The 19813-nt window shown below is 60.5% G+C and carries 20 protein-coding genes; 10 read left to right on the top strand and 10 right to left on the bottom strand.

The genetic code is table 11. The features are described 5' to 3' along the window. Positions 1 to 215: 215 nt before the first annotated feature. A complete protein-coding gene (mutS, locus tag IFT99_RS10565; protein WP_192132495.1) occupies positions 216 to 2783 on the bottom strand; it encodes a DNA mismatch repair protein MutS in 2568 nt (855 codons plus the stop codon). A gap of 260 nt (positions 2784 to 3043) precedes the next feature. Between mutS and IFT99_RS26465 the strand changes: the two genes are divergently transcribed. The 4 genes from IFT99_RS26465 to recX all read left to right on the top strand — a co-directional run bounded on the left by IFT99_RS26465 (position 3044) and on the right by recX (position 5406). After that, on the top strand, positions 3044 to 3175 hold the full coding sequence (locus IFT99_RS26465) for a hypothetical protein (RefSeq protein WP_265386899.1): 132 nt from the start codon (positions 3044 to 3046) through the stop codon (positions 3173 to 3175). Between the two features lie 104 nt (positions 3176 to 3279). Next, the gene (locus tag IFT99_RS10560) at positions 3280 to 3780 is read left to right on the top strand and encodes a CinA family protein (RefSeq protein WP_192132142.1); all 501 of its coding nucleotides are present in this window, start codon (positions 3280 to 3282) and stop codon (positions 3778 to 3780) included. A gap of 85 nt (positions 3781 to 3865) precedes the next feature. After that, on the top strand, positions 3866 to 4930 hold the full coding sequence (recA, locus tag IFT99_RS10555) for a recombinase RecA (protein ID WP_065989790.1): 1065 nt from the start codon (positions 3866 to 3868) through the stop codon (positions 4928 to 4930). Positions 4931 to 4938: 8 nt separating this feature from the next. Further along, positions 4939 to 5406, top strand: coding sequence for a recombination regulator RecX (recX, locus tag IFT99_RS10550; RefSeq protein ID WP_192132140.1), 468 nt, complete (start codon positions 4939 to 4941; stop codon positions 5404 to 5406). A gap of 48 nt (positions 5407 to 5454) precedes the next feature. Here recX and IFT99_RS10545 read toward each other — a convergent pair whose 3' ends face one another. Beyond that, positions 5455 to 6570, bottom strand: a complete 1116-nt coding sequence (locus IFT99_RS10545; RefSeq protein ID WP_192132138.1) for an LOG family protein — start codon at positions 6568 to 6570, stop codon at positions 5455 to 5457. 259 nt (positions 6571 to 6829) lie between these two features. Continuing rightward, positions 6830 to 7255 (bottom strand): quorum-sensing-regulated virulence factor family protein, encoded by a 426-nt coding sequence (locus IFT99_RS10540; protein ID WP_065989783.1) that lies wholly within the window; start codon positions 7253 to 7255, stop codon positions 6830 to 6832. A 222-nt stretch (positions 7256 to 7477) separates the two neighbouring features. On the opposite strand from IFT99_RS10540, the gene IFT99_RS10535 reads away from it, so the two are divergent. Continuing rightward, on the top strand, positions 7478 to 8209 hold the full coding sequence (locus IFT99_RS10535; protein ID WP_192132493.1) for a tRNA-uridine aminocarboxypropyltransferase: 732 nt from the start codon (positions 7478 to 7480) through the stop codon (positions 8207 to 8209). Between the two features lie 61 nt (positions 8210 to 8270). On the opposite strand, the gene IFT99_RS10530 is transcribed toward IFT99_RS10535, so the two are convergent. Next, a complete protein-coding gene (locus IFT99_RS10530; protein WP_065990259.1) occupies positions 8271 to 9155 on the bottom strand; it encodes a DMT family transporter in 885 nt (294 codons plus the stop codon). 175 nt (positions 9156 to 9330) lie between these two features. Between IFT99_RS10530 and erdR the strand changes: the two genes are divergently transcribed. Then, the gene (erdR, locus tag IFT99_RS10525; RefSeq protein ID WP_065989781.1) at positions 9331 to 9978 is read left to right on the top strand and encodes a response regulator transcription factor ErdR; all 648 of its coding nucleotides are present in this window, start codon (positions 9331 to 9333) and stop codon (positions 9976 to 9978) included. Positions 9979 to 10083: 105 nt separating this feature from the next. Further along, positions 10084 to 10452: a diacylglycerol kinase gene (locus IFT99_RS10520; protein WP_065989780.1), complete on the top strand. Its 369-nt coding sequence runs from the start codon at positions 10084 to 10086 to the stop codon at positions 10450 to 10452. Positions 10453 to 10479: 27 nt separating this feature from the next. Here IFT99_RS10520 and IFT99_RS10515 read toward each other — a convergent pair whose 3' ends face one another. Further along, a complete protein-coding gene (locus tag IFT99_RS10515; RefSeq protein WP_065989779.1) occupies positions 10480 to 11406 on the bottom strand; it encodes a LysR family transcriptional regulator in 927 nt (308 codons plus the stop codon). A 122-nt stretch (positions 11407 to 11528) separates the two neighbouring features. On the opposite strand from IFT99_RS10515, the gene fpr reads away from it, so the two are divergent. Further along, positions 11529 to 12308, top strand: coding sequence for a ferredoxin-NADP reductase (gene fpr, locus IFT99_RS10510; RefSeq protein WP_065989778.1), 780 nt, complete (start codon positions 11529 to 11531; stop codon positions 12306 to 12308). A 164-nt stretch (positions 12309 to 12472) separates the two neighbouring features. Here the strand turns inward: fpr and tsaA are convergent, their stop codons facing one another. The 3 genes from tsaA to IFT99_RS10495 form a co-directional block, all read right to left on the bottom strand. Further along, complete coding sequence (tsaA, locus tag IFT99_RS10505) at positions 12473 to 13180, bottom strand: tRNA (N6-threonylcarbamoyladenosine(37)-N6)-methyltransferase TrmO (protein ID WP_192132136.1); 708 nt, start codon at positions 13178 to 13180, stop codon at positions 12473 to 12475. A 17-nt stretch (positions 13181 to 13197) separates the two neighbouring features. Further along, positions 13198 to 13659, bottom strand: a complete 462-nt coding sequence (locus IFT99_RS10500) for a DUF1456 family protein (RefSeq protein WP_192132134.1) — start codon at positions 13657 to 13659, stop codon at positions 13198 to 13200. 70 nt (positions 13660 to 13729) lie between these two features. Next, positions 13730 to 14440, bottom strand: coding sequence for an rRNA pseudouridine synthase (locus tag IFT99_RS10495; protein ID WP_192132132.1), 711 nt, complete (start codon positions 14438 to 14440; stop codon positions 13730 to 13732). A gap of 162 nt (positions 14441 to 14602) precedes the next feature. Between IFT99_RS10495 and IFT99_RS10490 the strand changes: the two genes are divergently transcribed. Then, positions 14603 to 15598, top strand: a complete 996-nt coding sequence (locus tag IFT99_RS10490; protein WP_065989770.1) for an alpha/beta fold hydrolase — start codon at positions 14603 to 14605, stop codon at positions 15596 to 15598. A 12-nt stretch (positions 15599 to 15610) separates the two neighbouring features. Here the strand turns inward: IFT99_RS10490 and IFT99_RS10485 are convergent, their stop codons facing one another. Both IFT99_RS10485 and rimO read right to left on the bottom strand, forming a co-directional pair. Beyond that, positions 15611 to 16063, bottom strand: a complete 453-nt coding sequence (locus IFT99_RS10485) for a GNAT family N-acetyltransferase (protein ID WP_192132130.1) — start codon at positions 16061 to 16063, stop codon at positions 15611 to 15613. Positions 16064 to 16183: 120 nt separating this feature from the next. Further along, on the bottom strand, positions 16184 to 17521 hold the full coding sequence (rimO, locus tag IFT99_RS10480; RefSeq protein WP_065989766.1) for a 30S ribosomal protein S12 methylthiotransferase RimO: 1338 nt from the start codon (positions 17519 to 17521) through the stop codon (positions 16184 to 16186). Between the two features lie 270 nt (positions 17522 to 17791). On the opposite strand from rimO, the gene IFT99_RS10475 reads away from it, so the two are divergent. After that, positions 17792 to 19690 (top strand): potassium transporter Kup, encoded by a 1899-nt coding sequence (locus tag IFT99_RS10475; RefSeq protein WP_065989764.1) that lies wholly within the window; start codon positions 17792 to 17794, stop codon positions 19688 to 19690. Positions 19691 to 19813 lie beyond the last annotated feature (123 nt).

The following is a 19813-nucleotide window of genomic DNA, read 5'->3' as shown; positions in this document are numbered from 1 at the left end:
GCAGCAAGGCCGTTCAGTCCGGCTTGCCAGGTACGGGACGTCCCCCGGCCGTAAAACTCAGCTTCTCGAGCAACGCGGCAGGCAAGGTGTCCTGCGCGGCGATGTCCGACCTTGGTTCGCTGCGTTCAAACGCGGCCAGGTGCGCTGTAAAGCCAGGCTAAAAGCTCACAGCGTCCCGAACCGCGCGGGATTCTAACAGCTTGTTACGAATCACGTTAGATGCGAGTTTTCATCGAATACAACAACTCAAGCGCCTGGCGCGGCGTCAGGTCGTCGATCTTCAGGTTCGACAACTCGTCCAGAACAGGGTGCGGCAAACTTGCGAACATATCGCTCTGCATCGGTAGCGGCGGTTTGCCCGGCTTGGCCTTGGGCTGTTCGTGGGGCAGGCTGGTGGTCTCCAGACGCAACAGATGCTCCTTGGCCCGGGTGATGACGCGCCCTGGCACGCCGGCCAGTTGCGCCACGGCAAGGCCATAGCTCTGGCTCGCCGGGCCCGGCAGCACGCGGTGCAGGAAGACAATCCGTTCGTTGTGCTCGGTGGCATTCAGATGCACGTTGGCCACCAGCGGCTCGCTCTCCGGCAGCACCGTCAGCTCGAAGTAGTGCGTGGCGAACAGCGTGTACGCACGCAGCTGGGCAAGGCATTCCGCCGCCGCCCACGCCAGCGAGAGCCCGTCGAAGGTGCTGGTGCCACGTCCGACTTCATCCATCAGTACCAGGCTTTTGTCGGTGGCGTTGTGCAGAATGTTCGCCGTCTCGCTCATTTCCACCATGAAGGTGGAGCGTCCGCCGGCCAGGTCATCGCTTGAACCGATCCGCGTGAAGATACGGTCGACCAGCGAAAGCTCGCAGCTCGCCGCCGGCACGAAGCTGCCGATATGCGCCAGCAGCACGATCAGAGCGGTCTGGCGCATGTAGGTGGATTTACCGCCCATGTTAGGACCGGTGATCACCAGCATGCGCGTGCTGTCGTTCAAGTCCAGGTCGTTGGCCACGAAAGGCGACGACAGAACCTGCTCCACCACCGGGTGACGACCCTGCTCGATGCGCATGCACGGCTCATCGGTGAAACGCGGACGGTTCAGGTCCAGATTCAACGCCCGCTCGGCCAGGTTGCTCAGCACATCCAGCTCGGCCAGCGCCGCGGCGGTGTCCTGCAGCGGCGCAAGGTGCCCGATCAGGTCTTCCAGCAGCGTCTCGTACAGCATTTTTTCCCGAGCCAGCGCGCGGCTCTTGGCCGACAACGCCTTGTCTTCGAATTCCTTGAGCTCGGGGGTGATGAAACGCTCGGCGCCCTTGAGCGTTTGACGGCGGATGTAATCGGCCGGCGCCTGTTCCGCCTGCTTGCTCGGCAGCTCGATGAAGTAGCCGTGCACGCGGTTGTAGCCGACCTTGAGGTTGGCCAGCCCGGTGCGCGCCTTCTCCCGTGTTTCAAGATCAATCAGGAACTGCCCGGCGTTCTCGCTCAGGGACAGCAACTCGTCGAGCTCGGCGTCGTAACCGGTCTTCAGTACGCCGCCGTCGCGAATGACGGCAGGCGGATTGTCGATGATTGCGCGTTGCAGCAGGTCGGCGAGCTCCGGGTAGGTGCTCGCGGTTTTCGCCAATTGCTGAATGTGCGGCGCTTCAAGCTCTGCCAGCGCCAATTGGAGTTCGGGCAACGCGCTCAGGGCATCACGCAGACGCGCGAGGTCACGGGGACGGGCGTTACGCAGGCCGATGCGCGCGAGAATGCGCTCGATGTCGCCGATTTCTTTCAGTTGCGGCTGCAGGTTCTCGAAGCGATAGCGTTCAAGGAAGCAACCGATTGATTCCTGCCGGGCCTGAAGGATGCGCAGATCGCGCAATGGCCGGTTCAGCCAGCGGGTCAACAGGCGCGTGGCCATGGCGGTCTGGCAGCGATCCATGACCGATTGCAGTGTGTTGTCGCGCCCGCCCGCCAGGTTGGTGTCGAGTTCCAGATTGCGACGGCTGGCGCCGTCCAGAATCACCGTATCGTCGAGGCGCTCATGGCGCAGGCTGCGCAAGTGAGGCAATGCCGTGCGCTGGGTTTCCTTGGCGTAACTCAGCAGACAGCCGGCCGCGCCGATTGCCAGGGTCAGGTTCTCGCAGCCGAAGCCTTTCAGGTCCTGAGTGGAGAACTGCTGGCACAAGCTTTTGTGCGCCGAATCGCGTTCGAAATCCCACGGCGCGCGACGACGGGCACCGCGGCGTTTTTCTGCTGGCAGGCCCTGGGGCCAATCATCGGGAATCAGCAGTTCCACCGGGTTGATACGCTCAAGCTCGGCCAGCAGGTTTTCCCAGCCCTTGATTTCCAGCACCGTGAAATTGCCGCTGGTGATGTCGAGCACGGCAAGGCCGAACAGGCGCTCGTCGCCCAGCACGGCGGCGATCAAGTTATCCCGACGCTCGTCCAGCAACGCTTCGTCGCTGACGGTGCCCGGCGTGATGATGCGCACCACCTGACGATCAACCGGGCCTTTGCTGGTCGCTGGATCGCCGATCTGTTCACAGATGACCACGGACTCGCCCAATTTCACCAGCTTGGCCAGATAGCCTTCCGCTGCGTGATAGGGGATGCCGCACATGGGAATGCTTTGCCCTGCTGACTGGCCCCGGGCGGTCAACGTGATGTCGAGCAGCTTGGCCGCCTTCTTGGCGTCTTCGTAGAAGATCTCGTAGAAGTCACCCATGCGATAAAACATCAACTGGTCGGGGTGCTGATTTTTCAGCCGCCAGTACTGCTGCATCATGGGGGTGTGCGAGGAGAGGTCGGAAATTGCTTTATTCATCAGTTATTTAGGCAAATTCTGTAGGAGATTGAGGCAAGTTTCGGGCGACGACGTGGATTCCACCTACGTGGCTCGACGTCATGTCCGATTGCTTTTGCGATGGCGGCAAGGTTACCACGCACGTTCGCGGGCCGCAGGTCCGGCTGATTCGTCACGGCGCGTTTCCGAACCGACACGAAGCGCTTCGAGCTGGCTAGGATGTCGAGCACCGCCCGACTGGAGGCGGCATCATCGACAAGGATTGCACCATGCAACGCAAGCGAGGACGAGATTCAACCAACGGCCGTTTCATCCCTCTGGAGGAGGCCAAGCGACGTCCACGGGAAACCATCGTGGAAACCGTCAAGAAACCCTGCCCCGAAAAACCGGAGCGCAAATAAGTGTCTTGCAGGCGTGATCCGGATTCAGGTCGCGTCCTGTGTTGCAGATCGACCCGGCTGGTGTAGCGTGTCTGCTTCGCCTCGACCGATACGGAGAATCTCCCGTGGATGACATTACCCATCTGGCAGCAACCCTGGGCCAGCAACTGTTGGCAACAGGCGCGCAGGTCAGCACGGCCGAATCCTGCACCGGAGGCGGTATCGCCGAAGCCATCACCCGAATCCCGGGGAGCTCGGCCTGGTTCGAGGCCGGGTATGTCACTTACTCCAACCGGCAGAAGACCCGACAACTGGCAGTGCCGGAAGCGTTATTTGTGCAAGTCGGTGCCGTCAGTCGCGAAGTGGTCGAGGCCATGGCAAGGGGCGCGCAGGCCAACAGCGGCGCGCAGTTTTCGGTCGCGGTCAGCGGCGTGGCCGGGCCGGACGGGGGCTCGCTGGAGAAACCCGTGGGCACGGTGTGGGTCTGCTGGGGTGTGGCGGAACGATTGATCGCCGAGCGGTTTCTATTTGCAGGTGACCGCGATGCGGTCCGCCGACAAACGGTGATCGCCGCGCTAGAGGGGCTTGTCCGGCTCTCTCGCGGAGAAATACCAAATCAGGGGTAGGCGCGCGTCGGACCCTGTGGAATAATACTGGCTACTTATACAGTTATATCGGCCGTCAAGGCCTAACCTATTACGAGAGGATTCAATGGACGACAACAAGAAGAAAGCCTTGGCTGCGGCCTTGGGTCAGATCGAGCGTCAATTCGGCAAAGGTGCCGTAATGCGCATGGGTGACCATGACCGCCAGGCTATTCCTGCTATCTCCACCGGCTCGCTGGGCCTCGATATCGCACTCGGTATCGGTGGCCTGCCAAAAGGCCGGATCGTTGAAATCTACGGCCCGGAATCTTCGGGTAAAACTACCCTCACTCTGTCCGTCATCGCAGAAGCCCAAAAAATGGGCGCCACCTGCGCATTCGTCGACGCCGAGCACGCGCTCGATCCAGAGTACGCCGGCAAGCTGGGCGTCAACGTCGATGACCTGCTGGTCTCCCAGCCAGACACCGGCGAACAGGCCCTCGAAATCACCGACATGCTGGTGCGTTCGAACGCGATCGACGTCATCGTCGTCGACTCCGTTGCCGCTCTGGTGCCAAAGGCTGAAATCGAAGGCGAAATGGGCGACATGCACGTCGGCCTGCAAGCCCGACTGATGTCCCAGGCGCTGCGTAAGATCACCGGTAACATCAAAACTGCCAACTGCCTGGTTATCTTCATTAACCAGATCCGTATGAAGATCGGCGTGATGTTCGGCAGCCCGGAGACCACTACCGGTGGTAACGCGCTGAAGTTCTACGCATCGGTCCGTCTGGACATCCGTCGCACGGGCGCGGTCAAGGAAGGCGACGAAGTCGTCGGTAGTGAAACCCGCGTCAAAGTCGTCAAGAACAAGGTGGCTCCGCCGTTCCGTCAGGCTGAGTTCCAGATTCTCTACGGCAAGGGCATCTACCGTAACGGCGAGATCATCGACCTCGGCGTGCTGCACGGTCTGCTGGAGAAATCCGGTGCCTGGTACAGCTACCAGGGCAGCAAGATCGGTCAGGGTAAGGCCAACTCCGCGAAGTTCCTGGCGGACAACCCGGAAATCGGTACCACCCTCGAAAGGCAGATTCGCGAGAAGCTGCTGACGGCAGCGCCTGATGTGAAGGCCCAGTCGTCCCGCGTAGCGGCAGACGATGTGGCTGAAGTCGAAGCTGACGCGGACATCTGATCACCGCCATGCCAGCTGTGCTTGATACGCCCGTCGCTGTAAGGCGTACTGCAATGGACCTGCTCGCACGACGCGAGCATGGTCGTGTCGAGCTGACGCGCAAACTGCGTCAGCGCGGCGCACCTCCCGAATTGATTGATGCAGCGCTCGACCGTCTGACGGAAGAGGGTCTGCTGTCTGAATCCCGATACCTCGAAAGCTTTGTTTCCTACCGTGCCCGCTCTGGCCACGGCCCTTTGCGTATCCGCGAAGAGCTGGGGCAACGCGGCTTGCCGCGTGCAGACGTCGAACAAGCGCTGCGCGAGTGCGGCGTGGACTGGTGGGAGAAACTGGAAGCGCTGTGGCAGCGCAAGTTCTGCGGTCAACTGCCCAGGGATGCTCGCGAGCGTGGCCAGCAGATGCGCTTTCTGAGTTATCGCGGATACCCGCCCGAGCTGATTGGTCGTTTGCTGAGTGGCAAGGGCAACGACGACTGACGCGTGATCTGCCTGAAGGCGCGCAGACGCGCCCTCAAGCATGCACCGTCACATCGATTTCACAGGCTCGCTCCCTCGGGCCTGCTGAGAGTGCGCAGGTCTTGCCCAGTTTTCCTCCAGGTTTATGCAGTCCACCAGTTCGCGCAAGCGGCCATGATTGCGGCCGTTGAAAGCGAATGCCAGACGGGTGAGATGGCTGAACTGCGCTTCGTCATATTCGTCCTGATGCCCGAATTGCTGGAAGTCGCCGCTTAACCGCAGATCGACAAACCTGTCCTGCAGGGCGTTCAGCGCCTGTTCGCTCAGGGCGTGGTGCATGCGAATGACGAAGGTGTTCTTCAGCCAGCGGCTGGAGTGAAAGTTGCTGTAGAAGCGGTTGATCTCGGCGACGGCCTCATCGGCGCTGTACACCAGCTTCATCAGGTTCATGTCCGTAGGCAGAATGTACTTGTTCGTCTCCAGCTCATTTCTGATGAAGCTGAGCGCTCCTTCCCAGAAGGTCCCGCCCGGGGCATCCAGCAGCACGATCGGAACCAGCGGACTTTTGCCAGTCTGGATCAGCGTCAGCACTTCCAGCGCTTCGTCGAGGGTGCCAAACCCGCCTGGGCAGAGCACCAGCGCATCGGCCTCTTTGACGAAAAACAGCTTACGCGTGAAGAAGAAGTGGAACGGCAGCAGATTGCCGGTGCCATCCACGGTCGCATTGGCGTGCTGCTCGAAGGGCAGGGTGATATTGAAGCCCAGGCTGTGATCCAGACCGGCGCCTTCGTGGGCCGCGGCCATGATCCCTCCACCGGCGCCGGTGATGACCATCAGGTCCGAAGCGGCCAGCTGCTTGCCCAGTTCACGGGCCAGCGCATAAACAGGATGTTCGAGGGGTGTGCGGGCGGAGCCGAACACGGTGACCTTGCGCCGGCCTTTGAATCGTTCGAGCACCCGGAAAGCATTTTCCAGTTCGCGTAACGCTTGCAGGGTGATTTTGGCATTCCGGCGATTGAGGTCGTCCTGGGCCATGCGCAGGACGGTCAGGGTCATGTCGCGGTACAGCGGAAGATTGGGGCTGTCCGGGGCGACCGAACCGAGGAGCTCTTCGACCTTGAGGGTGAGGTCGTTTCCGTTGCTCTGAAAGTGTTGAGACAACGCGTCACTGGGTACGTACGGCATTCACGCTTTCTCCTTCAGCAGAATCAGAGAAAACAGTGATGGCAAGCCGCGCGACAGGCAACCTCTTTCTTGCACGCAAAGTGTGTTGGGGCGTAACAGGCAAGGCGAAACGAAACGCAGGCTCTGCGATCCGCGATCAAGGCAGGGTGCGAAAGATGTTGAGTGGGCAGGGAGTGGATGACGCATGTAGCCAGGGAGGGTGAAACAGGACTGCGCGTTGAAAGGATCTCGAAACGCGCAGCCCGTAAAGCTCGTTACATCACTTCTTGTGGGCAGGGGGCTTGGCAGCGCAGTCCGCCGCTTTGATTTCCTGGGTGGTGATGAGCTTGTTGGTTTTGTATTCGGTGAACTGGTACCGCAGGATCGCGCCCTTGGCCATCAGTTGGCGGTAACCGGCGTTGCGGCACACGCTACCGCCCAGCTGACCGCGGACGTCGTCCGGGTTTTCGCGCATCTGAGCCGCCTGGCCGGACTGCACGCTCAGGTGGTTGATCAGCATCTTGCCTTCAACGGTGTAGCCTTCGTCGAGGATGTCTTCGTTGATGGCGCGTGGGGTGCCGACACTGCTTTCCTTCGCGACTTTATCAAGCATCTGGCTCAGTTCGTAATCCTGCTTGGACGCCGCGTTGGCGCACAGTGGAGCGACGAGCAAAAGCGTGAGAGTGGGGGCGATGAGGCGCAGCATTGAATTCTCCTGGTGCGTGGACGGGTGTTGCAGAGGCTGGCCGTTGGACCGGCGACATCCCGAGGCGTTCACTGTGGGCGTGAGTGCTCTCAAGGCCGGGCAGTATAGGGGAGGAGCCTTGGCGGACACCAGAGAGCACGGCGCCTTGGCCTGCGTCTGATAGAATGCCGCGACTTTTCGACCTGCCGGATGCCCCTCGTGTCACTGCCTTCTTACCCCTCAATGACCCAGACTGTTTTTCACGGTAATTCGGTCGCACGTCTGAGAGATGAGCGGGAGGAGGAGAGCACGAAACCTTTCCTGGCTCGCGGATCACGTGCGCCAAGGTGCCATTGCTGTCGAGTGATCGAAAGTCACTGCCTTTGCAGGTGGCGTCCCAAGGTCCAGGCACGATCTGGGGTTTGCCTCATCATGACCAAAAAAGAGGTATTCAAACCCAGCAATACCGGTTGGCTGATAGCAGACGTGATTCAGGATAACCATGCGTTTGTGTGGTCACGCACTGAGGTCGACGAAAAGCTGATTGCATTGCTCAATGATCCGCAATGGCAGCCCTACCTGGTGTTCCCGGGTGAATACGTAGCGGCGGAGCGCGTTACCAACACCGTGACGATTAACCCGAACAAGAGACCGCTGTTTGTGCTGATTGACGCGACATGGACTGAAGCGAGGAAGATCTTCCGTAAAAGCGCTTACTTTGATTCGATCCCGATTTTAAGCCTGGTTCCCGAGAAGCTTTCACGATACAAGTTGAGACGCTCCACCCGCAGCGAACATCTCTGTACCGCTGAAGTGGCCGCACTGTGTTTCGATCTGGCCGGCGATACTGAGGCAGGCTCTGCGTTGAGCTGTTATTTCGATGTGTTCAGTCAGCACTATTTAGGGGCTAAAAATCAGTTGCCCCTCGACTTGCTAAGTGATGCCCATCAAGAGCTGAAGGGTTACCTCGAGTAGTTCATCAGTTGTGTCGCCGCCCGCGAGCCGCCTTAAAACGGCTCGCAATACGAGTATGACCTCAGGCGAGAGTTTTCTTCGGCCACAACTGCGCCAGCAGCATCCCCGCCAGCATTAATCCACAACCGATATAACCACGCAGTTGCAAGGCCTCTCCCAGAATCCAGGCGCCGGCGATGGCGGCGAACACGGCTTCCAGAGAGAGGATGATGGCGGCATGGGAGGCAATGGCGTGCTTCTGCGCGACCACTTGCAGCGTGTAACCCACGCCCACCGCGACGATGCCGCCATAAAGCAGGGAAGGGCCCGCATCGATGATCGCATTGAGGGCGATCGGTTCGAAGAGGACTGCCAGGAGCAGGCTCACTACCGAACAGGTGGCGAACTGTAAAAAAGCCAGACGGATCGGGTCGTGGCGGCTGGCGAACAAACTGACCAACACCACGTGTGCACCCCACACGAACGCGCCGATCAACTGCAGCCAATCCCCCGAAGCGACGTGAAAGTTATCGCCGATACTGAGCAGGCACATGCCGACCACTGCCAACAGGCAGCCCAGCCAGGTGCCCAGCCCGGTTTTATGCCCGAGCAGCAAGCCCAGCAACGGAACTACAATCACGTAAAGGCCGGTGATGAAGCCGGAGTTTGTCACGCTGGTAAACAGCAGGCCGACCTGTTGCAGGTTGATGCCCAGTGCCAGCGCTAGGCCCATGATGATGCCGGCGCGTAACATGCCGCGATTGAGCAAGGGCTCCGGCACGCGGGCCGTCTTGGCATTGCGCAGAATCAGCGGGATCAGGCAGAGGGAGCCCAGCGCGAACCGCAGACCCGAGAACAGATAGGGACCGATGTGATCCATCCCGGCGGTCTGGGCGACGAAGCCGGTGCCCCAGATCAATGCGGTCAGGAGCATGAGCAGGTCCGCTCGCAGGGCATGGTTTGGCATGATGGCACTCGTCAGGTCGGGGGCGCAGACTTTGCCGCAAAGCATCAGGCTTGACCACCCCGACTTCGCTGGGCATCCTTGGCGCCGCTCACGTACGGTCCCTGTGTCAAGATGTCGCGGGTGACCTCATTGGGTGTTGAATTCGTCGGCGCTCAGTCACTTACAGGATCATGAAATGCCATACGAAATCCTGATTGCCGACGACCATCCCCTGTTTCGCAGCGCCTTGCATCAGGCGCTGAGCCTTGGGCTCGGGCCGGACGCCAGATTGGTCGAGGCCGAGAGCATCGCTGATCTGGAAGCGCGACTGACCGAGAAGTCTGACTGGGATCTGGTTCTGCTGGACCTGAACATGCCCGGCGCCTATGGCTTTTCGGGGTTGGTGCTGTTGCGCGGTCAGTACCCGCAAGTCCCGGTGGTGATGGTCTCCGCTCAGGAAGAGGCCGCGGTGGTGGTCAAGTCCCGCGAGTTCGGCGCCAGCGGCTTCATCCCGAAATCCAGTTCCCTGGAAACCATTCAGAAGGCCGTGCGAACGGTGCTGGATGGCGATGTCTGGTGGCCCCCGCAGGTCAACGAAAGCATCAGCGTGTCGCCGGAGGCCAAGGCCGCCAGCGAAGGCCTTGCCAGCCTGACGCCCCAGCAGTTTCGCGTGTTGACGATGGTCTGCGAGGGGTTGCTGAACAAGCAGATCGCCTACGAGCTGAGCGTGTCGGAAGCCACGATCAAGGCCCACGTCACGGCGATCTTTCGCAAGCTCAACGTGCGCACCCGAACCCAGGCCGCTTTACTGCTGCAACAATTGGAATCCATTCCCCAGAGCTGATTCCCGCGAATCAGGCTAAACCCGGGCTTTACGCGGCTGACCTTCACACTTTTTTGACCGTCGCCGCACTAGCCTCCACCGCTTTCATTCATCAGTAGTTTTCCTATGACGTCCCCATTCAAAGGCCAGACCGGCCTCAAACGTATTCTCAACGCGTCTGGCTATTCCTTTGACGGCCTGACCGCTGCATTCAAGGGCGAAGCGGCGTTCCGTCAACTGGTGCTGCTCAACGTCGTGTTGATCCCGCTGTCCTTCGTGTTTCATGTCAGCCGCGGCGAGCGCGCGATCCTGATCGCGGTGTGCCTGTTGGCGCTGATCGTGGAACTGCTGAACTCGGCCATCGAAGCCGCGATTGACCGGATTTCCCTCGACCGCCACCCGCTGTCGAAGAACGCCAAAGACATGGGCAGCGCCGCACAGTTCGTGGCGCTGAGCATGATTGCCGTGGTCTGGGGCCTGATCTTGCTGGGCTGACAATCGCCTTTATAGCCGGGCTGCGCGTCAGGCAATGCTCGGCAGCACAATCTCGTCGCTGCGGTTAACACCGGCGGTGAATGAGCGACAGAGGTCGAGGAATTCGCGGATAGCGGACGTCTGATATTTCTGTTTGTGCCAGATGAAGTAGAACTGGCGCACCAGATCCAGCTCCGGCGTTTCAACCGCAACGAGGCTGCCGCGACGGAAAGCGTCACGCAGGGCCAGACGCGAGATGCAACCAATTCCCAGCCCTGACTCCACAGCACGTTTGATCGCCTCGGTGTGTTCCAGCTCCAGCCTCACGTTCAGGCTGTTCAGGTGATGACGCATGGCCTGATCGAAGGTCAGGCGCGTCCCCGAACCCTGCTCCCGCAAAATCCACGCTTCCCGCGTCAATTCCTCCAGTGACGCCCGGCCCTTTTTGGCCAGCGGATGCTGAGGGGCGCAAAACACCACCAGCTCATCCTCGACCCAGGTTTGCACTTCGATGTCGGGGTGGCTGCAGTCGCCTTCGATCAAGCCCAGATCGATTTCGTAATGGGCGACCTGCTGAACGATGTTCGCCGTGTTTTGCACGTGCAGCTTCACCTGGCTCTCGGGGTGGCGCTGCATGAAGCTGCCGATCAAGAGGGTTGCCAGGTAGTTGCCGATGGTGAGCGTTGCACCGACCGCCAGCGAGCCGAAGCCGGACTTGCCGTTTAGCAGGTCTTCGATCTCCTTCGCCTGATCGAGCAGCGCAACGGCCTGGGGCAACAGTTGCCGGCCGGTGGCATTGAGGCTCAGGCGCTTACCGGCGCGGTCGAACAGCTGGCAGCTGGACTGGCGCTCCAGTTCGGTGATGGAAGTACTCGCCGCCGATTGCGATAAGGAGAGCAGGACCGCTGCGCGGGAAACGCTTTCCTGCTGGGCGACGGCGACGAAAACCTGGAGCTGACGGAGAGTAAATCGCATATCTATATAACCGATAACCCATATCTTGATAATTCAGTTAACAGATATTGTGTCTGCCACTAGAATGTCGCGCAATGGCGCATCGACTGGCGCACGTTATTTATCAGGAGCTCCCACGTACCATGAGCAACATGAATCACGAGCGTGTCCTCAGCGTTCATCACTGGAACGACACCCTCTTCAGTTTCAAGTGCACCCGTGATCCTGGCCTGCGCTTCGAGAACGGTCAGTTCGTCATGATCGGTCTGCAGCAGCCAAACGGGCGCCCGCTCATGCGTGCCTACTCCATTGCCAGCCCGAACTGGGAAGAGCATCTGGAGTTCTTCAGCATCAAGGTGCCGGACGGCCCGCTGACCTCCCAGCTGCAGCATCTGAAGGAAGGCGACGAGATCATCATCAGCAAGAAGCCTACGGGCACGCTGGTGCTGGATGACCTCAAGCCGGGCAAGCATCTTTACCTGCTCAGCACCGGGACCGGTCTGGCGCCGTTCATGAGCGTGATTCAGGACCCAGAAACCTACGAGCGTTTCGAGAAGGTCATCCTCTGCCACGGCGTGCGTTACGTGAACGAAGTTGCTTACCGCGAGTTCATCACCGAGCATTTGCCGCAAAACGAGTTCTTCGGCGAGATGCTGCGCGACAAACTCATCTACTACCCGACCGTGACCCGCGAGCCGTTCGAGAACGAAGGCCGCCTGACCGACCTGATGCGCAGCGGCAAGCTGTTCAGCGACATCGGTCTGCCACCGATCAACCCGCAGGACGACCGCGCCATGCTGTGCGGCAGCCCGAGCATGCTCGACGAAACCAGCGAAGTGCTTAACAGCTTCGGTCTGACCGTTTCGCCGCGGATGCGCGAGCCGGGTGATTACCTGATCGAGCGCGCCTTCGTCGAGAAGTAACGCCATTCAGATACGACCCAATCGCCGATGAACATCCTCGCAGCCCTGCGAGGGTGACGTCATCGGCGAATAGGTCAGTACAGGCACCCGCATTTTTGGGGTCTGAAAAAAACCGCCTGGAGGTCACGGACCAGGCGGTTTTTTTGTGGGCAGGCGTCAGTCGTTTATCCACCGGCGGCGGGAACCACCTCCAGCACGCAAATGACACCCGGCTGCGGATAGTGCCAGCGAACGTCCAGATCCCAGAACTGCGCGCCGTAGCGGCGCTCTGGCGTGGGCGTCTGGTAGGCCGGTCGCGGGTCTTGAGCCAGGCACTGCTCGATCAGCTCGATCAGGGGTTCTTCGAGGCGCAACCCCTGTTCGCGGGCCTGGGTCAGCGCCGGGTCGGACCACTGCACCGGAATCATCTCCGGCGCGGCAGCGGCCATGCTGTTGCGTGCATCAGCGATCACATCGGCGTAAGGCACGTAGGGTTTGACGTCCAGCACCGGGGTGCCGTCCAGCAGATCGATGCCTGACAACCACAGGCGCCCGGCCTCGACCTTGTCCAGCTTGACCACCGACTGACCGATGCCGTTCGGCCGATGGGTGGCGCGCGTGGCGAACACGCCCATCGACTGATTGCCGCCGAGGCGAGGAGGGCGCACCTTGAGTCGCGGCTTGTCCTCCAGGGCTTGATGAAACAGAAAAAGCAGCCAGACATGGCTGACTTGTTCCAGGCCCTGCACGGCGTCACCCTGATCAAAGGGCGCGATCAACTCCAACACGCCCCGCGCGGCAGGCGCCAGTTGCGGCTGCCGGGGAATCGCAAACTTCTCTTTGAAGCACGAGCGCATGAAACCGATCGGCGAAACGCTGTAGGCCTGGGTCATCAACGGAGCTGCAGCGCTTAGCCGCGTACGCGCAGGGTCAGGCCGCGCAGGAAGTTGCGCAGCAACTGGTCGCCACAGACACGGTAGTTGGTATGACCCGCCTTGCGGAACAGGGCGCTGAGTTCAGGCTTGGACACCGGGAACTCGGACGCCTTGAGGATCGCGTGCATGTCGTCTTCCTTCAGCTCGAAGGCCACACGCAGCTTTTTCAGAACGATGTTGTTGGTGATCGGCAGCTCGACAGGCAGCGGCGGGCGGCTCTCGTCCTTGCCGCGCTTGAAGAACACTAGACCGTCGAGGAAGTGCGCCATGACTTCGTCGCTGCATGGCACGAAGCCTTCCTCTTCGTCTTTCTTCATGTAGGCCATGACATCGGCCTTGTCAGCGTCGAACCCGCCGAGCTTGATGATATCGACCACTTTGGCGTCGTTGATATCAAGCATGTAACGGATGCTGCGCAGTACATCGTTGTTCATCATGGTGCGTGTATTTCCTGGGGATTCGCAGATGAGCGCCCGCGAGAGTCGATAGGGCGCTCAGAAAGGGGATTCAGAATTTTTCTTTGTCGGTCATGTAGCGCCACTGGCCTTCAGGCACCTTGCCGATGGACACGCCGCCGATACGAATACGTCGCACCGAAACAACCTTCAGGCCTACCGCTTCGCACAGCTGGGCAATGACCCCGGGCTGCGGGTTTTTCATGGCGAAGCGCAGGCGGTTTTCGTTCTGCCAGCTGGCTTTGACCTTGGGCAGTTCCTTGCCCTTGTAGGTCATGCCGTGGTTCAGGCGGTTGAGGCCGTGGGTAACCATGTCGCCCGAGATCTCGACGACGTATTCCTGCTCGATCTTGCTGCGGTCGTCGGTGAGTTTGCGCAGGATTTTCCAGTCCTGGCTGAACACCATCAGGCCGCTGGCGTTGGCTTGCAGCGTGGAAATAGATTCCAGGCGCAGGAAGTGCCCTTTGAGCGGACGTCGGCCGATGCTGTGGTCGGCGGACAACGTACCGGGCGTGATCAGCGCCAGGGCGCTTTCAGGGGCCATGCCCGCCGGCGCGTTGAACAGCAGGGTGACGGATTCAGGGGTATCGGCTTTTGCTTCCGCATTCAGCACCACGGTCTGGTTTTCGACCTTGAACTGGGGCTCGTCGACGACAACGCCGTCCACCGTGACCCAGCCGCCTTCAATGAACAGCTCGGCTTCGCGCCGGGAGCAACCGACCAGCTCGATCAGGCGTTTGGAAAGGCGAATGGGGTCAGTCATGAGAAAAGCCGTAACAAAATGGAAAGGCGCCTATTGTACCCGCCCAGGCACCGTTAATCGCGGCCACATTGAAATTGGCGGGTGAATAAGCCTCCACTCGATGGATTTTTCCGGGAGCGACGCAGGTCTGCTCTCTATTCCTACATTGTCTGGAGCGAATTCATGACCAAATGGCTACCCGCACTGCTGATGACTGTCAGCCTGCCGCTACTCGCTGCGCAAACCCCGGCCTACGGCCCGCAGCTGGAAGGCTTCCAGTACCCGTTCCCGGCGCAGAACTTCAGCTTCGATTCCCAAGGCGCACCGGTGCAGATGGGTTACATGGACATCAAGCCGACTGGCACCGCCAATGGTCGCAGCGTGGTGCTGCTCCACGGCAAGAACTTTTGCGGCGCCACGTGGGAAGGCACTATCAAGGCGCTGACGGGCGCAGGTTATCGTGTGGTCGCGCCGGATCAGATCGGCTTCTGCCGCTCCAGCAAGCCGGCGGACTATAAATACACCTTCCAGCAACTGGCGCAGAACACCCAAGCGCTGCTGACCCAACTGGGCATCGATCACGTCACGGTGGTCGGGCATTCCATGGGCGGCATGCTGGCGACGCGCTTTGCGCTGATGTACCCCGAGCAAGTGGACCAGTTGCTGCTGGTCAACCCTATCGGTCTGGAAGACTGGAAAGCCAAAGGCGTACCGGATCGCAGCTTCGATGACTGGTATACCCGGGAGCTGAAGACCAACGCCGGCAGCATTCGCAAGTATCAGCAGTCGACCTATTACGCCAACGAATGGCGGCCCGAGTTCGATCACTGGGTCAACATGCAGGCCGGCATGTTCAACGGCAAAGGCAAAGAGGAGGTGGCGCGAGCTTCTGCCCAGACCTACGGAATGATCTTCAATCAGCCGGTGTTCTACGACTTCGAGAAATTGAAGATGCCGACCGTGTTGCTGATCGGCCAGAAGGACAATACCGCCATTGCCAAAGACGCAGCGCCTGAGGCATTGCGCAAGACGCTGGGCAATTACCCGGAGCTGGGCAAGGCCGCCGCCAAGCGCATTCCCCAGGCGACGCTGGTGGAGTTCGCCGGGTTGGGCCATGCGCCGCAGATTCAGGATCCGCAGCAGTTCAACAAGGTGCTGTTGGAAAACCTGAAGCGTTGATTCGGTTGAGCTTCAGCTGATCCTGAGCCGCATCCGCAGCATCGGATGCGGCCGACCGAGTCCATCGACTTCCGCCCGGCCCACCACCTCAAACCTCTGCCGTTCATAAAAGCCCAGCGCCTGGGCGTTCTGCTCGTTCACGTCCAGCTCGGTGATGTGGAAATGCTCGATCGCGTAGTCCAGCAGTTGCTTGCCCAGGCCCATGCCACGGTGTTCAGGGGCGATAAACAGCATTTCGAGTTTGCCCGGCGTGGTGCCGGCAAAGCCAGTGATGCGCAGGTGCGAGTCCCGGCTGCAGAACAGGTTCACGGCGCCCAGGTATTGGGTTTCCAGCAGATGCCGCAGCAGCGTGATGTAGTTCTCCGGCAGAAAGTCATGGGTCGCGCGCACGGAGGCTTCCCAGACCCGGGTGAGTTCGGCGAAGTCGTGCTGCCTGGGCAGATAGATGACCGAGTGCCGGGCCATATTGCCGCTGCTCCCTGGGTAGTGATCCTGATGTGGGGACGATAGCCAGAAAAAACAAACCCCGCCGTTTTACGGGCAGGGCTGTTGGAGGTGAAGCGCTGTCGAGCTGGAAATTGAGCCTTAGATCGGCTCAGCCCACAGGTCGTACTCATCGGCATCTACAACGCGGCACATGACCTTGTCGCCTGGCTTGAAGTCACGGTCGCTTTCGACAAACACATTGCCGTCGATTTCCGGCGCGTCGAAGAACGAACGACCGACGAAACCCTGTTCATCCACTTCGTCGATCAGCACTTCGATTTCCTTGCCGATTTTCATCTGCAGGCGCGCGGCGCTGATGGCTTGCTGGTGCGCCATGAAGCGGTCCCAGCGATCCTGCTTGATGTCGTCCGGCACGATCGGCGCATCCAGCAGATTCGCCGGTGCACCCTCGACAGGGGAGTACTGGAAGCAACCGACGCGGTCGAGCTGGGCTTCAGTCAGCCAGTCCAGCAGGTACTGGAAGTCTTCTTCGGTTTCGCCCGGGAAGCCGACGATGAAGGTCGAACGGATGATCAGGTCCGGGCACTGCTCGCGCCAGTTCTTGATGCGCGCCAGGGTCTTGTCTTCGAAGGCCGGGCGTTTCATCAGCTTGAGGATCTTCGGGCTGGCGTGCTGGAACGGGATGTCCAGGTACGGCAGGATCTTGCCCGCCGCCATCAACGGAATGATCTCGTCGACGTGCGGGTATGGGTAAACGTAGTGCAGGCGCACCCACACACCCAGCGAACTCAGCGCCTGGCACAGCTCGGTCATGCGCGTGCGCACCGGCTGGCCGTTCCAGAAACCGGTGCGGTATTTGATGTCGACGCCGTAGGCGCTGGTGTCCTGGGAGATCACCAGCAGCTCTTTCACGCCGGCTTTGACCAGCCGCTGGGCTTCGTCGAGCACGTCGCCAATCGGGCGGCTGACCAGCTTGCCGCGCATGGACGGGATGATGCAGAAACTGCAGCTGTGGTTGCAGCCTTCGGATATCTTCAGGTACGCGTAATGTCGCGGGGTCAGCTTGACCCCTTGCGGCGGTACCAGATCGATCAGCGGGTTGTGATCGAGCTTTGGCGGCGCGGCGTCATGGACGGCATTGACCACTTGCTCATACTGCTGCGGACCGGTCACGGCCAGTACGCTCGGGTGCACGTTGCGGATGACGCTTTCGTCGACGCCCATGCAGCCGGTGACGATCACTTTGCCGTTCTCGGCCAGCGCTTCGCCGATGGTCTCGAGGGATTCGGCCTTGGCGCTGTCGATGAAACCGCAGGTGTTGACCACGACCACGTCAGCGTCCTGGTAGGTCGGAACGACCTGATAGCCTTCCATGCGCAGCTGAGTCAGGATGCGCTCGGAATCGACCAGGGCCTTCGGGCAACCGAGGCTGACAAAGCCGACCTTCGGGGCGGCGGACGTGGTGACGGTGGACATTGACTAACCTCGGCGTAGGATGCCCGGCGAATAGCCGAAGCATTGACTGGGCGCTTGGGGCGCCTCTGATCAAAAAGTGCGCAATTCTAGCGGCGCGTCGAACGATTGACCAGTGTTATACAGAGAATTACGACGAGTGCTGCGCTATGCTTCGCGGCGTTACGCCCGGCGCCCCAAGTGGGCCGGGCGCATCGGAATTTACCGGTGCGGCGCAGGTCAATCCGACAACGCCGGATCGCGGTGATCGAGTCATGGTTTCAGGAGTGGTAAATGGGTCACGCAACGAGTCAGGCAGGGGTCGGGCATTCTTCGGCAAAACCGCTGAGTCTGCTGGTGGGCGCGGTGGGTGTAGCCTATGGCGACATCGGTACCAGCCCGCTGTACACCATTAAAGAAGTGTTCGTCGGCGGCTACGGCGTGCAAGCCGGTCACGACGCCGTACTGGGCATTCTGTCGCTGATCTTCTGGTCACTGATCTGGGTGGTCTCCTTCAAATACATGGCCCTGGTGCTGCGTGCCGACAATGACGGCGAAGGCGGCATCATGGCGCTCACGGCGCTGGCGCGAAGGGCTTCAGCCAAATACCCGAAGCTGCAGGCGAGCATGATCGTCTTTGGCCTGTTCGGCGCAGCGCTGTTTTACGGCGACAGCATGATCACCCCGGCGATCTCCGTGTTGTCGGCGGTCGAGGGCATGGAGCTGGCATTTGACGGGCTTGAGCACTGGGTGGTGCCGATTTCTCTGGTTGTGCTGGTGGCGCTGTTTCTGATTCAGCGTCACGGCACCGCGCGGATCGGCGTGATGTTTGGCCCGATCATGGTGCTGTGGTTCGTGACCCTCGGCGTGCTCGGTGTCCACGGCATCCTCCAGCAGCCGGAAGTGCTGCACGCGGTCAATCCGGTGTGGGCGGTTCGCTTTTTTATCGATCATCCCGGCATTGGCGTATCGGTCCTGGGCGCCGTAGTACTCGCGCTGACCGGCGCCGAGGCGCTGTACGCGGACATGGGCCACTTCGGTCGCAAGCCGATCTCGCGCGCGTGGTTCGCGCTGGTATTGCCGGCGCTGGTGCTGAACTACTTCGGTCAGGGCGCCCTGGTGATCCAGGACCCGGAAGCGGTGCGCAACCCGTTCTACCTCCTGGCGCCGAGTTGGGCGCTGTTGCCGTTGATCGCGCTGTCGACCCTGGCGACCATTATTGCTTCGCAGGCGGTGATCTCCGGGGCGTTCTCGATGACGCTGCAGGCGATTCAGCTCGGCTATATCCCGCGCATGTACATCCAGCACACCTCAAGCGACGCCCAAGGGCAGATCTACATCGGCGCGGTGAACTGGGCGCTGATGGTTGGGGTAATCCTGCTGGTGCTGGGCTTTGAGTCTTCCGGCGCGCTGGCCTCGGCCTACGGCGTGGCGGTGACCGGCACGATGCTCTGCACGACGATTCTGGTGGCGGCGGTCATGCTGCTGGCCTGGAAGTGGCCACCGCTGATCGCGGTGCCGATTTTGGCCGGATGCCTGTTCGTGGACGGCATGTTCTTCGCGGCGAACGTGCCAAAAGTCCTGCAGGGCGGGGCGTTCCCGTTCCTGGCGGGCATTGCGCTGTTCATCCTGATGACCACCTGGAAGCGCGGCAAGCAACTGCTGGTGGACCGCATCGACGAAGGGGGTCTGCCGCTGCCGATCTTCATCAGCAGTATTCGCGTGCAGCCGCCCCATCGCGTTCAGGGTACGGCAGTGTTTCTGACGGCGCGTGCGGACGCCGTGCCCCATGCGCTGTTGCATAATTTGCTGCACAACCAGGTGCTGCATGAACAAGTTGTATTGCTGACCGTTGTGTACGAAGACGCCCCGCGCGTGCCGGCAGCGCAACGCTTCGAGGTCGAGGCGTTTGGCGAGGGCTTCTATCGCGTGATTCTGCACTTCGGCTTCATCGACGAGCCGGACGTACCGGCAGCGCTGAGCTTGTGTCACCTGAAGGAGCTCGACTTCAGCCCTATGCGCACGACCTACTTCCTCAGTCGCGAAACCGTGGTCTCGTCGAAACTGGAGGGCATGGCCCGCTGGCGCGAGGGTCTGTTCGCGTTCATGCTGAAGAACGCCAACGGCAATCTGAGGTTCTTCAAGCTGCCATTTAACCGCGTGATCGAACTGGGTACGCAGGTGGAGATGTAATCAGCTCCGTTTCGGCGCGATGGGGTTTAACCGGGAATGTGTCGGGTGTCACGCCGCGAGATTGATGGCGTACATACAGGCCTCTTCCCGGCTGACGTCGATCCCCCGGGGATGAAACGTATC

The sequence above is a fragment of the Pseudomonas sp. CFBP 8772 genome, assembly GCF_014841665.1.
In the GTDB taxonomy this organism is placed as follows: Bacteria; Pseudomonadota; Gammaproteobacteria; order Pseudomonadales; family Pseudomonadaceae; genus Aquipseudomonas; species Aquipseudomonas graminis_B.
The sequence above is the reverse complement of the archived record's forward strand: the minus strand, read 5'-3'. Positions and strand labels throughout refer to the sequence as shown.